The 12,849-nt window shown below is 64.6% G+C and carries 16 protein-coding genes and 1 pseudogene; 10 read left to right on the forward strand and 7 right to left on the reverse strand.

Going from position 1 to position 12,849, the window contains the following annotated elements:
* The first annotated feature begins 102 nt into the window (after window positions 1-102).
* From Q0964_RS16665 to Q0964_RS16675, 3 genes are all read left to right on the forward strand, one after another.
* Complete coding sequence (locus tag Q0964_RS16665) at window positions 103-891, forward strand: aldo/keto reductase (protein ID WP_299269869.1); 789 nt, start codon at window positions 103-105, stop codon at window positions 889-891.
* Between the two features lie 99 nt (window positions 892-990).
* Window positions 991-1,761 (forward strand): hypothetical protein, encoded by a 771-nt coding sequence (locus Q0964_RS16670; protein ID WP_299269872.1) that lies wholly within the window; start codon window positions 991-993, stop codon window positions 1,759-1,761.
* 81 nt (window positions 1,762-1,842) lie between these two features.
* Window positions 1,843-2,034 (forward strand): DUF7333 family protein, encoded by a 192-nt coding sequence (locus Q0964_RS16675; protein WP_299269875.1) that lies wholly within the window; start codon window positions 1,843-1,845, stop codon window positions 2,032-2,034.
* A 253-nt stretch (window positions 2,035-2,287) separates the two neighbouring features.
* Here Q0964_RS16675 and Q0964_RS16680 read toward each other — a convergent pair whose 3' ends face one another.
* The 4 genes from Q0964_RS16680 to Q0964_RS16695 all read right to left on the reverse strand — a co-directional run bounded on the left by Q0964_RS16680 (window position 2,288) and on the right by Q0964_RS16695 (window position 5,318).
* A complete protein-coding gene (locus Q0964_RS16680) occupies window positions 2,288-2,794 on the reverse strand; it encodes a DUF7122 family protein (RefSeq protein WP_299269877.1) in 507 nt (168 codons plus the stop codon).
* Window positions 2,791-3,696, reverse strand: a complete 906-nt coding sequence (locus tag Q0964_RS16685; RefSeq protein ID WP_299269881.1) for an RsmB/NOP family class I SAM-dependent RNA methyltransferase — start codon at window positions 3,694-3,696, stop codon at window positions 2,791-2,793. The genes Q0964_RS16680 and Q0964_RS16685 overlap by 4 nt, the downstream gene beginning before the upstream one ends.
* Window positions 3,697-4,010: 314 nt before the next feature.
* Window positions 4,011-4,295, reverse strand: a complete 285-nt coding sequence (locus tag Q0964_RS16690; RefSeq protein ID WP_299269884.1) for a hypothetical protein — start codon at window positions 4,293-4,295, stop codon at window positions 4,011-4,013.
* A 105-nt stretch (window positions 4,296-4,400) separates the two neighbouring features.
* The gene (locus tag Q0964_RS16695; RefSeq protein WP_299269887.1) at window positions 4,401-5,318 is read right to left on the reverse strand and encodes an SDR family NAD(P)-dependent oxidoreductase; all 918 of its coding nucleotides are present in this window, start codon (window positions 5,316-5,318) and stop codon (window positions 4,401-4,403) included.
* 120 nt (window positions 5,319-5,438) lie between these two features.
* Between Q0964_RS16695 and Q0964_RS16700 the strand changes: the two are divergent.
* The 4 genes and pseudogenes from Q0964_RS16700 to Q0964_RS16715 all read left to right on the forward strand — a co-directional run bounded on the left by Q0964_RS16700 (window position 5,439) and on the right by Q0964_RS16715 (window position 8,133).
* A pseudogene (locus tag Q0964_RS16700) lies at window positions 5,439-6,130 on the forward strand (proteasome assembly chaperone family protein).
* A gap of 64 nt (window positions 6,131-6,194) precedes the next feature.
* Window positions 6,195-6,344: a hypothetical protein gene (locus Q0964_RS16705; RefSeq protein WP_299269890.1), complete on the forward strand. Its 150-nt coding sequence runs from the start codon at window positions 6,195-6,197 to the stop codon at window positions 6,342-6,344.
* A 102-nt stretch (window positions 6,345-6,446) separates the two neighbouring features.
* A complete protein-coding gene (locus Q0964_RS16710) occupies window positions 6,447-7,568 on the forward strand; it encodes a pyridoxal phosphate-dependent aminotransferase (protein ID WP_299269892.1) in 1,122 nt (373 codons plus the stop codon).
* Window positions 7,569-7,746: 178 nt separating this feature from the next.
* Window positions 7,747-8,133, forward strand: coding sequence for a DUF8159 domain-containing protein (locus Q0964_RS16715; protein ID WP_299269895.1), 387 nt, complete (start codon window positions 7,747-7,749; stop codon window positions 8,131-8,133).
* On the opposite strand, the gene Q0964_RS16720 is transcribed toward Q0964_RS16715, so the two are convergent.
* Window positions 8,134-9,315 (reverse strand): redox-regulated ATPase YchF, encoded by a 1,182-nt coding sequence (locus Q0964_RS16720; protein WP_299269897.1) that lies wholly within the window; start codon window positions 9,313-9,315, stop codon window positions 8,134-8,136. It lies immediately after the preceding gene.
* A gap of 118 nt (window positions 9,316-9,433) precedes the next feature.
* Entirely contained in the window at window positions 9,434-10,525 is a 1,092-nt protein-coding gene (locus Q0964_RS16725) for a polymer-forming cytoskeletal protein (RefSeq protein WP_299269900.1), read from the reverse strand.
* Between the two features lie 147 nt (window positions 10,526-10,672).
* On the opposite strand from Q0964_RS16725, the gene Q0964_RS16730 reads away from it, so the two are divergent.
* Window positions 10,673-10,870: a DUF5800 family protein gene (locus Q0964_RS16730; protein ID WP_299269903.1), complete on the forward strand. Its 198-nt coding sequence runs from the start codon at window positions 10,673-10,675 to the stop codon at window positions 10,868-10,870.
* A gap of 44 nt (window positions 10,871-10,914) precedes the next feature.
* Complete coding sequence (locus Q0964_RS16735) at window positions 10,915-11,058, forward strand: hypothetical protein (protein ID WP_299269949.1); 144 nt, start codon at window positions 10,915-10,917, stop codon at window positions 11,056-11,058.
* A gap of 145 nt (window positions 11,059-11,203) precedes the next feature.
* On the opposite strand, the gene pan1 is transcribed toward Q0964_RS16735, so the two are convergent.
* Complete coding sequence (pan1, locus tag Q0964_RS16740) at window positions 11,204-12,418, reverse strand: proteasome-activating nucleotidase Pan1 (protein WP_299269906.1); 1,215 nt, start codon at window positions 12,416-12,418, stop codon at window positions 11,204-11,206.
* Between the two features lie 155 nt (window positions 12,419-12,573).
* On the opposite strand from pan1, the gene Q0964_RS16745 reads away from it, so the two are divergent.
* Complete coding sequence (locus Q0964_RS16745) at window positions 12,574-12,846, forward strand: MarR family transcriptional regulator (protein WP_299269909.1); 273 nt, start codon at window positions 12,574-12,576, stop codon at window positions 12,844-12,846.
* Window positions 12,847-12,849 lie beyond the last annotated feature (3 nt).

Genomic DNA, 12,849 nt, shown 5'->3' on the forward strand with positions numbered 1-12,849 from the left:
TAGGTCAGTGCCGGTTTCACAACGACTTTGCACGCGGCCGCCCTTCCTCCGGTGACTATGCCTCCCCGACTCGACGCCGAAGGCGTTCCACGATCTAGCGGTATGCCCATACTCGGTCTCGGCACCTGGGAGAACGACGACGCCGACCAGTGTGCAGAGAGCGTCCGGACCGCTCTGGAGATGGGCTACCGACACATCGACACCGCGCAGGCGTACCGAAATGAACAAGCTGTCGGTCGCGGCCTCGCCGAGGCCGACGTGGACCGCGAGGACGTGTTCCTCGCGACCAAAGTGTGGATTTCGGAGCTCTCCCACGACGACGTTATCGAAACCACCGAGAACAGCCTGGAGCGACTGGGTGTCGACCACGTAGACCTGTTGTACATCCACTGGCCCTCCGGCGAGTACGACCCCGAGGGAACGATCAGCGCGTTCAATCAGCTCTTCGACGAGGGCAAAATCGAACGCTTCGGCGTTTCGAACTTCGAGCCCGAACACGTCGAGGAGGCCCGCGAACACGCCGAGATGCCCGTGTTCGCCAACCAGGTCGAACTGCACCCCCTTCTGCCACAGGACGAACTCCGCGAGTTCGCCGCCGGGACCGACCTCGAACTGGTCGCCTACTCACCGCTGGCCCGCGGGCAGGTGTTCGAGAACGACACGATTACCGATATCGCCGAGGCCCACGACGCCAGCCCGGCACAGGTCAGCCTGGCGTGGCTCCGTGAGAAAGGCGTGACCACCATTCCGAAAGCAACCAGCGAAGCACACATCCGGGACAACTGGGAGAGCATCGGTCTCGAACTCGACGCCGAAGCGGTCGACCGCATCGACGCCATTCGAGAGCGTGACCGCCGCGTTCACCCCGATTTCGCGCCCGACACCTGGTGAGGCGGCCTCGAACGGTCGCTAGTCCCGAATCCGGGCCCGCTGACGTGCGTCAGACTCGGGCCAGAATGATTATGCCCCCCGCGTGGTAATCTGGCGCGTATGGCAGCGGGACGCGGACGCGCGTCGGGCGGTGTCGTCGATGATATCCGCTTCGATCTCCGGCGGATGCACGAGACCTGGATGGAGTTGTTCTTTCCGCGCCAGCGCAACGCTTCGAGTTCCGTTCTCGGAAAGTGGCAACCGAAGACGGCCCGCGAGAAGGTGACCTACAACATCTGGTACTACCTCGGCATCCCGGTCATCGGGCTGCTCTACCCACTCGTCTTGCTCGGGGTCATATTCCGGTTTCAGAGCCGGCGACTGGACAGTGCAGCGCTCCGACTCGGGACCGTGGGTGTCGTCGTCCTGTTCGTCGTGCTGTGGGGCGCGCTGACCGCGGCGTCGTACGTCCGATTCGACGGGCTCACCGAGGGCTTTTTTGCGGTCGCGGCCGCCTCGGCCGTCGCCATCGTCGCCGCGGCACTCGCGGTCGGTTTCCGGGTGATCGGCGGACGAGGAACGACCGTCGCGTTCGCCTGGCCGTTCGCGATGACGGGAGTCTTCCTCCCGCCGGTCGTCGCGGCGCTGTACTCGCCAACGGTCGCCGAGGCCGTTTTCTCGCGGAGCGAGAGCCTCGCCATCTGGCTCTTGGAGAACCCGCTCGACGTCGCCGACGTGAACACGTACCTGAGGACACGGTACGACCTCGAAGGGCTCGCCTTCGCCGGCATGTGGTTCGGCATCTCCGCCCCCGTGGGCTGGGTGCTCGGCATCCTGGTGACGCTGGCCGACCTCGTCCGGCCAAAAGCCGACAGCGGTGGCGACGGCTGAGGCGGGTTCGGCACGAACTCTGACCCGACCCGGGCGGCCGGAAACACAATCCTGATTTTCGTTCCTGCCTAGCGTCCAGCTATGGAACTCGATTTGCCGAAAACGGTGGCACTGTTCGCAGTACTGATAGCTGTCGGTGTGGGTGGACTGATCGGCGCGCCGATTCCCATGGCGACGGGTACTATCCTAATGATGGTACTGCCGTCGACACTCGTCTTCGGCGGGATCTGTCTCCTCCTCGGCGTCAAACACGGCGAGTATCGCGCGTCGTAATCATCGGTTCGAGGACGGTTGGACCGCCGGCCGGACCGGGCGGACTGATGTGGACTCGCCTGGACCCGACGGCGACGGAAACGACAGTGACGGTTCGGCAGACGGGGGCGATACCACCGGCACTTCGGCAGCGGGGGCGGGACCCGGAACAGTCGGTATAGCTGAAGGCCCCTCGGCGGCAGCTATCTCCACTTCGGACTCGCCGACGTGAGGTGTGACGCGTCGCGGCGACTCGGTTGCAACTCACGACCGTCTACAGGTTCCGTCGCCGTCCTTTCGGTATCTGCGAGCGCAGTTCCCCGTGCAGATAGAGCCCGACACCGAGCGGCTCGGTCTCCCCGGCGATGTCGTGTGTTGCGATCAGGTACCCCCAGTCACCGTCCCACTCGATCTCCTGGTCCTCGCCGGCGACGAACGCCGCTGCCTGGTCGCGGGTGAGGTGGAGCACGTTCTCGTCGGCCCGGTCTCCGAACCGCTGAGCCGCGTTCGTCGTCGGCTTCCAGTGGTCGCCACGGGTCCGCAGGACGCTCATGCCGAGACCTTCCACCCGGACGGGCGATTCGGCGTCGGTGTGGAGGGCCCACACTTTGCCGCGTCCTTTCTCCCAGAAAGAAAAGTCGACGAGGACGTCCCGTGGAACGGCGAACCGGTCGGCCCACCAAGAGAGCACTTCCTCGCGGGTAGGCTGGTCCTCGTAGATTCGGCCTGCGGGGTCAGTCGGGAGACGGACGAACGTCTGGCCGTCGTGTTGTTCGGTCATCCCTCGACCTCCAGTTTCGCACAGAAGAACCCGCCAGTGTCGTTGTGATGTGGGTAGATTCGTTTCGCTTTCCGGACCGACTCGTCGAAGGTTTTGCCCTCGAACTCGGTGACGCCCGGAACGTAATCGAGGGGCAACTCGAACTCGGCCAGTCGGCAGGGTTCCTCGGCCAGCACGTGGTCGAGGACAGCCTCGTTTTCCTCGGGCGCGAACGTACAGGTGGAGTAGACGACACTGCCGCCCTCCCGGACGGTCTGGACCGCGCGCCGGAGGATACCCTTCTGGGACCCGGCGATACCCTTGACGTGTTCGAGCGACCATTCGTCCAGCGTGTCGGGGTTCTTTCGAATCGTCCCCTCACAGGAACAGGGGACGTCGACCAGCGCGGCGTCGTACTGCTTCAACTCCCAGGGCTTCAGCGAGTGGTTCCTCGCGTCCTCGCGGGTGATGGCGACGTTCGTCACGCCCAGTCGCTCCGCGTTCGAGCGCAGTGCGGAGATGCGTCCGAGGTTGTTGTCGGTGGCGACCAGCAGGCCGCGGTCGTCCATCAGCGCCGAGAGCTGTGTGGTTTTGCTGCCGGGGGCCGCACAGGCATCCCACACCCGGTCGTCCGGGTCAGGGTCGAGCACCGCGGCTGGGACGACCGAGACCTCCTCCTGCCCGTGGAGCCAGCCGTGGTAGTACGGCCAGTTGGCCCCCGGTTGGGTGTCGAGTCGGTAGAGTCCGGGGTGCCACGCGCAGGGTTCGACGTCGATTCCGTCCGCCTCCAAGGCTGCCCGCGCGGTGTCGGGATCGGTTTTGATCGTGTTTACGCGAACTACCGACGGCAGCGGGCGCTCGCAGGCCGAGAGAAACGTATCGAAGTCGTCGATCAGCGGTTCGTAGCGCTCCAGTGCCTCCATCGTTCGCTCGTTTGCTCCCGCCGGTAAAAACATCGGTCATCGAGGCGCGGTGGCCGAGCGGAGACGCTTGGAGCCGCGAGGCGCGGTGGCCGAGCGGAGACGCTTGGAGCCGCGAGGCGCGGTGGCCGAGCGGAGACGCTTGGAGCCGCGAGGCGCGGTGGCCGAGCGGAGACGCTTGGAACCGCGAGGCGCGGTGGCCGAGCGGAGACGCTTGGAACCGCGAGGCGCGGTGGCCGAGCGGAGACGCCTGGAGCCGCGAGGCGCGGTGGCCGAGCGGAGACGCCTGGAGCCGCGAGGCGCGGTGGCCGAGCACTTCAGTACGATTCGCCCTGCAGGTCCTCAAGATGCGCCTGCAGGTCGGGGAACTGTTCGGTGTCGGCGAAGCCGTACTCGGCTCCACCGTAGAACGACTCCGGGATTTCGGCATCGACGAGGATGCTCTCGGCGGTCCCGTCGACGTGGTTGACCTTGTCGACCGGTACCAGCCGGACCAGACCGTCGTCCGCTCGCACGCAAACAACGAGATTGTCCCGGAACAGGACGGCGTCGAACGCCTGTGGTTCGTACTCCGACGTCGTAAAGAGGGTAATCTGACCCATACCCGAATTTACGAGCCGGGGACACAAAACGTTCCCGTGGGTCGCGGACGACGGCCATCCCGTCACTGGTTCCAAGGCGACACAGCGGACGCCTTCTGCCTGCAGTCAGGCGTACTCGGCGAGCGGCTCCTGGATGTCGAGCAGGTCGGCGCTGCGTTTCCAGAGGTCCCGCTGGGCTGTCTCGTCGCGGGCGTCGGGCGCCGGGCGGCGCTGGCGACAGCGTGCGAAGTACTCGCCAGTGACGCCGTCGACGGAATCAGACGCGGCGAGGTACGTCATCGTCGCTGCCCCGTCTTCGGGTGAGTCGGTCAGCGGCACCTCGCCCAGGAGGTCGCCGAACTGCTGGATCGGACCTGGAAGCGCCCGCGAGAACTCGCTCCCGGGAATGATGCCGGGGTGGAACGAGTTCGACGTGACGTCGCTCCCGGCGGCCGCCAGTCGCCTGGCCAGTTCGTTCGAGAAGTGAATGTTCGCCAGCTTCGACCGACAGTACGCTGCCCACTCGGAGAACGGCCCGGGCTCGATCAGGGCGTCGAGGTTGAGCGAGGAGACGCGGTGGCCGATGGAGGACGTCGTGACGATACGCGCCTCCGGCGCGAGCGTGTCGAGCAACTCCGTCGTGAGCAGGTACGGCGAGAGGTGGTTGATGTGGAAATGTTTCCCCAGGCCGAGTTCCGTCGTCTCGTTGTCGTCGAACAGTCCGCCGGCGTTGTTACAGAGGACGTCGATCTCGTCGACCGACTCGCGGACGTCGTCGGCCATTTCGCGCACGTCCTCGACCGACGCGTAGTCGGCGGAGACGAACTGCGCGTCGGACCCGAGGTCCGCCAGCTCCCGGACTGCGCTCTCTCCGGCCGTCCGGTCGCGGCCGTGGACGACCACATCAGCCCCGAGCCGTCCTATCGCCATAGCGGCCTGTCGACCGAGTCCGTTCGTCGACCCGGTCACCAACACCGTCTGCCCGGACATGTCCACGCCCTGTACCCCAGCCTTCACTTCCGGATCCCGTTCCCCGAGGATCATCACGCAATTCTTCTGCACAGTTGTACATAATATTCGCGGAATCGCCGCCGGAAAGAGCCACCGTCCACCTCTCCGTGCCAGTCGGTCGCCAGCCCGATTGCACTCCTCTCCGGCGACGTTTTGTACGTACCTGTCGGATGGTCGGTCAGAGCATACGTCGAACTCCGTAACGACCGCGCGCTTGAACCCCTGGTACTGACCGAGGGGCTGCTGGGTGCCGGTCTCGTCGGGAAGATTGCCACCGACCACCTCGTCGACACGCTAAATATGAGTTACCACGCCGTCTGTCGGTGTGAGGGACTGCCCGACGTGGCCGTCTCCCACGGGGGCGACCCCGCTGTCGAGCCGCCAGTCCGAACCTATGCCGACCACGAGCGAGACCGGCTCGCATCCAGAGCGACGTCCCAGTCTCGCCCAGCGACGCGACGGAGTTTGCAGCCTGTCTCTCGCGGTGGCTCGACGAGCAGGACGCCCTGCCACTGTATCTCAGTGGCCTCCCGGCGGAGAAGGACGGCCTGCTAGCGCTTCACGGGATTGCGACCGGGGACGCCGGCAACCTGCTCTCGCGGGCGGAACAGAACGGTCTCGACAGCCTGGGGTTCGTCGTCGAGTCCAACGCGGAGCTCCCCGACTCTGAGGCCGCGCGCAAACTGCCCCTCGGCGCCGTCGCGCCTGTCGCTGGAATCGAGGTCGACACCCAGAAACTGGTCGACTATACCGAAGAGATCGCACAGGTCCGCCAGCAACTCGCTCAGCAGATGGGACAGGCCGGCGACGAGAGCTCACAGGCCTATCCCATTGGCTTCCAGTAGTGTCTCTTTACACGCTCGACCCGCCTTCGCAACCTTCACCCGCCCGCCGCTCGCAGGGACTCGTATGACCGACACCGACGCCGCCGTCGAAGCGTTCCTCGCCGAAGCCGAAACCGTGTTCGAGGAGTACGACCAGGGTTACATGAACCCCGACATCGCGCTGGAGCGACTCCGCGGGCACATCGAGGACCTCGACGAGGCTCGTGACACGTAGCGAGCGGAAGCCCACCCGTTCACGGGTGGGAGGAACTCAATGAGCCGTCCGGACGAGCGGCGAGCCGGGGGAATTATCGGGGTCGGTCCCCGCGAATATGATATGACGGAGTTCTCACAACGGATCGAGCAGGTGTCGATCTCGGGCATCCGCGAGGTGTTTGAGGCCGCCGGCGAGGATGCAATCAACCTCGGACTGGGCCAGCCGGACTTCCCCACGCCAGACCACGTTCGGGACGCGGCCATCGACGCCATCGAAGCGGGCGACGCAGACGCGTACACCTCCAACAAGGGGACGCGCGAACTCAGGGACGCTATCAGCAAGAAGTACGACCGCGACTACGGCCTCCACGTCGACCCCGAACACGTCGTCGCGACCGCCGGAGGCAGCGAGGCCCTCCACATCGCGCTGGAGGCTCACGTCGATTCCGGCGACGAGGTAATATACCCCGACCCCGGGTTCGTCTCCTACGAGGCGTTGACCCACATCGCGGGCGGCGACCCGAATCCGGTCCCGCTCCGGGCGGACCTGACGATGGACCCCGCGACGGTTGAGGAGGCCATCAGCGACGACACGGCGGTGTTCGTCGTGAACTCTCCGGCGAACCCGACGGGTGCGGTCCAGTCACCGGCGGATATGCGCGAGTTCGCTCGTATCGCCGACGAACACGACGTGCTCTGTCTCTCCGACGAAGTGTACGAAGACATCGTCTTCGACGGTGAACACCGGTCGCCGCTCGAGTACGCCGAGACGGACAACGTCGCCGTCGTCGGCGCGTGCTCGAAGAGCTACTCGATGACGGGTTGGCGACTCGGCTGGATCACTTCGAGCGAGCGCCGGATCGAACGGATGCTCCGGGCCCACCAGTACGGCCAGGCCTGTGCGACCGCCGTCTCCCAGCACGCCGCCGAGGCCGCCCTGTCGGGGCCACGAGACCCGATGGAGGAGATGGTTGCGGCCTTCGAGGAGCGTCGGGACGTGTTGCTCGACGGACTGGCCGACATCGGGCTCGACTGCCCGACGCCCGAGGGCGCGTTCTACGCGATGCCGCAGGTCCCGGACGGGTTCGTCGACGAGGTGGTCGACCGTGGTGTCGTGGTGGTCCCCGGCGAGGCGTTCGGTGAACACGGGGCGGGCTACGCACGCATCTCCTACGCCGTCAACGTGGAGACGCTGAAGACGGCACTGGAGAGTATGGACCAGGCGGCCGTCGCAGCTAGATAACCGCCACTACCACCTCGCCGCCCTCGAAACTGCCGAGTCGGCCAGCACCACGAGGCGGCGGAATTGCTTTCCGACTCGTCCCGTTTGTAATAATCAACTTTCTTAAAAATGAGGGGCTATACCCGGCATCACCCCTACCGGGGAGTAGACTCTCGATACACGTACGGGAAGGGGTCACATGCCGACGTTTCAGAGAGCAATTTCCAACGCACTGGAAGTTACCGAGGCGGAACTCGAATCGCTGGTCGTCTCCGACGACGCGATGTCGCTCGGCTATCGTGTCGAGGACACGGACGACCCGGGCGCCGTGACCGAGCAGGTCGCGGCCGTCGCAGGTGCGTACCTGTTGGCGGTCCGCGACGGCGCGGGCCGGCCGCAACTGACAGTTCACATCCACTCCGGCGAGGCGTCCGTGCCCACGGCGTCGTACGTCATCGACGCCGACTGGGCACGGGCCTGCGTGCTCGGCGACGTGAACCACAGCGAGTACCTCCAGCGGGTGCTGGACACGCTCGCCTCGCGACAGCAGCGGGCCGCAGGAAAAGTCGAAATCGCAGAGGTCTGATTACTTTGCAGAGCTGACAACTTTGACGACGTCGCCCTCTTCGAGTTCGTGGTCGTCACCAATCTTGCGACCGTTTTTCGCGTCGACCGCGTGGAGATAGCCGTCGCCGATGTCGGAGTGAACGGCGTAGGCCAGGTCTGTCGGCGTCGAGTCCCGTGGTAACAGGTGGGCGTCGGGCAACACGTTCCCGGTGCCGTCAGTCCACTTGCTCTCGTTCTGGACGGGGTAGGCTGTCAGGTGATCCAGCAGGTCGTAGACGGCCGTGTTGAGCGATTGCTGGACGCCCGTTCCGCCCCACTCCTGCATGACCTCACGGATGCGTTCGAGTCCCTCGGCCTGCTGGTCGCTCACGTCGCCGACGATGGAGAAGTCCGGGTCGCCGGGGTCGTAGTCGACGATGCCTGCTTCCGCGCCGTTGCGCAGCGCCAGTTCGCCGTCGGCGGTCGCGGGGACGACGTACTCGGTGGCCGCCCGGAGGTGTTCGACGTTGCCCTCGGGCGCGATATCGGCCTTGTTGGCGACGACGACGATGGGTTTGGTCCGCTGGCGGATCTGCCGGGCCAGTGCCTCCCGGTGCTCGTCGGTCCACTGAATCGGGTCCTCCGGGTAATCGAGTTCTCGAAGTGTGCGGGCCACGTCCAGTTCCGTCGCGCCGACGCCGGTGAGCAGCTCCGCCAGCGACTCGTCGATGTTGAAGTCCGGCGAGCGCGACTGTCGTTCGACCGACTCCCAGTTGCGCTCGACGATGCTCGCCAGCCAGAGGTCCATCTCTTCCTCGACGAAGTCCACGTCCTCGACGGGGTCGTGTTCGCCCACCTCGACAGGTTCGCCCTCTTCGTTGGTGCCGCCCGACGCGTCCACGACGTTCAGGATCGCGTCGGCGTTCGAGAGTTCGTCGAGGAACTGGTTACCCAGTCCTCTGCCTTCGTGGGCACCGGGGACGAGACCGGCCACGTCGAGCAGTTCGACGGGGACGTATCGCTTGCCGTCCCGGCAGTGTTCGTCGCCACAGCGCTTCTCGCGTCCGAGGCAGGGGCACTCCGTCCGGACGTAGCTGACGCCGCGGTTGGCGTCGATGGTGGTGAAGGGGTAGTTGCCCACGTCGACGTCGGCCCTGGTCGCGGCCGTGTAGAACGTCGACTTGCCGGCGTTTGGCTTGCCGGCGAGTGCGACCGATAGCATGCCCCCTGCTACCCGGGATGCGTGGAAGGGGCTTTCGGTTCCTCAGACGCCGTTGGTCGTGTTGCTCGACCTTCCTACCGGTCGTCCTCGGCGCTCGTCGCCGACAGAATGAGCCGATCTACTCCGCGAGACCGGCCTCGTGGCCGTTCTCGCGGTAGTCATCGTCGGTGTCGGACCCATCTTCGGGGACAGTCACACGCTCACCCTCCGGGTCCTCGGCAGTCACACGTTCTACATCCGCGTCGCCCTCCTCGGGCACAGTCACACGCTCGGTGTCCTCGGCTGTGTCGTCGTCTCCGGACTGGACGGCCGAGTCGCCCGTTTCCTCGGCCTCTTCGGCCGAGTCGTCGGCCTCCGGCGCTCCAGTTCCGGAGTCCGATTGCAGCATCGTCACCTCGCCGCGCGCACGAATGGACCCCTCGACGGTGGCGTCATCGTGCAGTTGCACGTCGGTCGCCGAGATGTCGCCCCAGACGGTGACGCCCGGGCCGACGCTGACGGTGCCGTCGCGGGTCGTCACGTCGCCTTTGATCTCCGTGCCCGTCCCGACGTGGATGTCGGACCTGGCGCGGAGACTCCCGAAGACGACGGTGTCTTCGCCGACGGCCAGCCGTTCCGCACGGAGGTTGCCGTGCAGTCGGCAGTCGTCGCCGACGGTGGCCGGAGTCGAGACACGCCAGGCGTCGTCGCTGACACTTCCGTTCCGGGGAATCAGGACTGGGTCGCAGTCGGCGCTGTCCTCGCCCAGCACCTCGGAGGCGACTTCGTTCGCGGTCTCCTCCTCGCCGATTCGGAGGAGGTGCGAGAGGTACACGAAGAGGAAGACGATGGTCGGCATCGGGTTGCGGATGACGATCCAGCCGCTGGCCTCGAACCCCTCCTCGATGTCGACGTCGTCGCCGATGTCGAGGTCGCCCGAGACCATCAGTTGCCCACCGACGTGGACGCGCTCGCCGATGTACGCGTTCTCGCCGACGAGGACGTTCCCGGCTACGTCGCTCCACATGTCGAGTCGACAGTCGCCTTCGGCCTCGATATCGCCGCCGAAGCGGACGCGTTCGCCGGCGATGACGTTGTGCCCGCGGACGCCGAACTCGACGGTACTCTGACCGCCGACGATCACGTCCCCGTCGGTGACGAGGTCGTGTTCCTCGACGGTAGTCCCGTCTGGAATCTGCAGTTCGTCTAGGAGGTCCGAGCGCAGCGGCACACTCGGACTACCGTCGGGACCGGTATTAAAATCGGGGGCAAACGTCTGACGGACGTCTGACGCTGTGACGGCGTCAGTACCGGCGGGTCCGGATAGCTAACTGTGACACCGCGCAGTTTTTTACCGACGACGGCATAACAGAACTCTATGACGGCGCTTTCTTTCGACGAACAAGGTGTCGACGTCGTGTATCAAGGCACCGAGTTCCGCCTGGAGAAATCCCTCATCGAGGACGCTATCGGCAAGTCTTATCCCGACGTGACCGACCACGAAGTGCTGAAAATCGTCGCCGAAAATCCGGGGCTGTCCGGCGAGCCACGCCGCATCGCCGAGATTCTCGCCTGAACCGAGTCGGTACAACTAAATTCCACGCCCCGAATCTGATGGTTATGGCTATGGACGACCTCATCGAGAAATTCAAGCATCCATCGTGGTTCACCATCGGTGGAACGGTCGCCGGCTACGGCCTCATCCTCGTGGTAATGTTCGTGCTGTTGTTCGTCGTTCCGTTTCTCATCTTCTCGATGCTGTGACGGCGACGAACTCGGAGTCCCCGTGGCGCGACATCTCCGATTCGATACGGACAGTGTGACTCTACTTCTGTGACGAGTTCTATCGGGACTGTCTGTTGGTCTCGTCTCGATGTCAGAACCCCGACCTCTGAGAACAGATTCGTGATTACGCGAACGTCTTCGAGACTTCCTCTTCCTCGTCGGTTTCGCTCTGAATCTTCTCCCAGGCCTCCTCGAAGTCCGTCGTACGGACCTCCGTCCGGTCGTCCCGGATGGCGAACATCCCGGCCTCGGTGCAGACCGCTTTCACGTCGGCGCCGGACGCTTCCTCGGCCATCTCGGCCAGTGCTGCCCAGTCCACGTCGTCGGAGACGTTCATATCGCGGGTGTGAATCTGGAAAATCTGTTCGCGGCCCTCGGCGTTGGGCTTGGGCACTTCGATGAGGCGGTCGAAGCGGCCGGGGCGGAGAATCGCGCGGTCGAGCATGTCGAAGCGGTTGGTCGCCGCGATGATACGAACTTCGCCGCGGTCCTCGAAGCCGTCCATCTCCGAGAGCAACTGCATCATCGTCCGCTGGACCTCGGCGTCGCCGGAGGTCTTCGATTCGGTGCGTTTGGCGGCGATGGCGTCGATTTCGTCGATGAAGACGACGGCAGGTTCCTCCTGCCGGGCCAGATCGAACAGGTCCCGAACGAGCTTCGCCCCCTCACCGATGAACTTATGCACCAACTCGGAGCCGGCCATCTTGATGAACGTTGCGTCCGTCTGGTTCGCGACCGCCTTCGCAAGCATCGTTTTCCCCGTTCCTGGCGGGCCGTGGAGCAGGACACCGCTCGGCGGGTCGATTCCCACGTCCTCGAACATCTCGGGGTTCTTGAGCGGCATCTCGACGGTCTCGCGGACCTCCTCCATCTGGTCCTCGATGCCGCCGATATCCTGGTAGGTCACGCTGGGGCTCTTGTCGACCTGCATGACACGGGCGCGAACGTCAGTCTCGTCGTCGAGGGACTTCACGACCGAGAGGGAGTTGTTGACGGCGACCCGACTATCGGGTTCGAGGTCCGCTCGCATCTCGTCGGTTACCTCCGTCAGAGCTTCCTGGTTGTTGCCGTGCTGTTTGATAATGACGCCCTCGCCGGTGAGTTCCTGTACCGTCGCAACGAACAGTGGGGACTGTTTGAGCTTCTTGTTTTCGTGAGTGAGCCGTTCGAGTTTCTGCTGGTACTTGTTGTTCTCCGCGTTCGCGTCCAGCAACTTGTCGCGCATCTCCTCGTTCTGCGATTCGAGGACCTCGAGGCGCTCTTGGAGAGCGTTGATCTTCTCCTGTTGAGAGGCATCCTCGTCGTATGGTAACTCGACATTCTCCACGGTGTCAGTCATTGACAAAAGATAGGAGATGTAGTAATAAGAGACTTCGGGTAGACACAAGCAGCGGAGCAGGCCTGACGGCACCGATCCCGTGTTCTGACGATTACCACAGGGAATAAAATAGAACAGGAAATATTATTAGCCTGTATGCGAAATGTTCGGGTGATATGAGTGCCTCAGAGTCCGCGGGTACGGACGCCGACGCCGGGAACTGGGACGCGGTGCGCGAGCTCCCGCCCAGTGCCAAACTGGTCGCGAAGACCCTGGAGTACAACGACACGTTGACACAGAGCCAGCTCGCTGAGGAGACGCTGCTACCGCCCCGGACCGTCCGCTACGGGCTGAACCGACTCGAAGAGGTCGGCGCCGTCGAGTCGCGATTTTCCTTCTCGGACGCACGAAAACGCATCTACACACTGACCATCGACGAGTCCCGCTGATCG

The organism is Halorientalis sp. (assembly GCF_028275115.1).
Taxonomy (GTDB): Archaea; Halobacteriota; Halobacteria; order Halobacteriales; family Haloarculaceae; genus Halorientalis.

What these genes read in the sequence shown, in the direction of transcription:
- Q0964_RS16670 (WP_299269872.1), top strand. Translation starts at nt 991, where the DNA reads ATGGCAGCGGGACGCGGACGCGCGTCGGGCGGTGTCGTCGATGATATC.
- Q0964_RS16695 (WP_299269887.1), bottom strand. Translation starts at nt 5,318, where the DNA reads ATGATCCTCGGGGAACGGGATCCGGAAGTGAAGGCTGGGGTACAGGGC.
- Q0964_RS16735 (WP_299269949.1), top strand. Translation starts at nt 10,915, where the DNA reads ATGGCTATGGACGACCTCATCGAGAAATTCAAGCATCCATCGTGGTTC.
- Q0964_RS16705 (WP_299269890.1), top strand. Translation starts at nt 6,195, where the DNA reads ATGACCGACACCGACGCCGCCGTCGAAGCGTTCCTCGCCGAAGCCGAA.
- Q0964_RS16715 (WP_299269895.1), top strand. Translation starts at nt 7,747, where the DNA reads ATGCCGACGTTTCAGAGAGCAATTTCCAACGCACTGGAAGTTACCGAG.
- Q0964_RS16690 (WP_299269884.1), bottom strand. Translation starts at nt 4,295, where the DNA reads ATGGGTCAGATTACCCTCTTTACGACGTCGGAGTACGAACCACAGGCG.
- Q0964_RS16685 (WP_299269881.1), bottom strand. Translation starts at nt 3,696, where the DNA reads ATGGAGGCACTGGAGCGCTACGAACCGCTGATCGACGACTTCGATACG.
- Q0964_RS16745 (WP_299269909.1), top strand. Translation starts at nt 12,574, where the DNA reads ATGAGTGCCTCAGAGTCCGCGGGTACGGACGCCGACGCCGGGAACTGG.
- Q0964_RS16720 (WP_299269897.1), bottom strand. Translation starts at nt 9,315, where the DNA reads ATGCTATCGGTCGCACTCGCCGGCAAGCCAAACGCCGGCAAGTCGACG.
- Q0964_RS16680 (WP_299269877.1), bottom strand. Translation starts at nt 2,794, where the DNA reads ATGACCGAACAACACGACGGCCAGACGTTCGTCCGTCTCCCGACTGAC.
- Q0964_RS16710 (WP_299269892.1), top strand. Translation starts at nt 6,447, where the DNA reads ATGACGGAGTTCTCACAACGGATCGAGCAGGTGTCGATCTCGGGCATC.
- Q0964_RS16730 (WP_299269903.1), top strand. Translation starts at nt 10,673, where the DNA reads ATGACGGCGCTTTCTTTCGACGAACAAGGTGTCGACGTCGTGTATCAA.
- pan1 (WP_299269906.1), bottom strand. Translation starts at nt 12,418, where the DNA reads ATGACTGACACCGTGGAGAATGTCGAGTTACCATACGACGAGGATGCC.
- Q0964_RS16665 (WP_299269869.1), top strand. Translation starts at nt 103, where the DNA reads ATGCCCATACTCGGTCTCGGCACCTGGGAGAACGACGACGCCGACCAG.
- Q0964_RS16675 (WP_299269875.1), top strand. Translation starts at nt 1,843, where the DNA reads ATGGAACTCGATTTGCCGAAAACGGTGGCACTGTTCGCAGTACTGATA.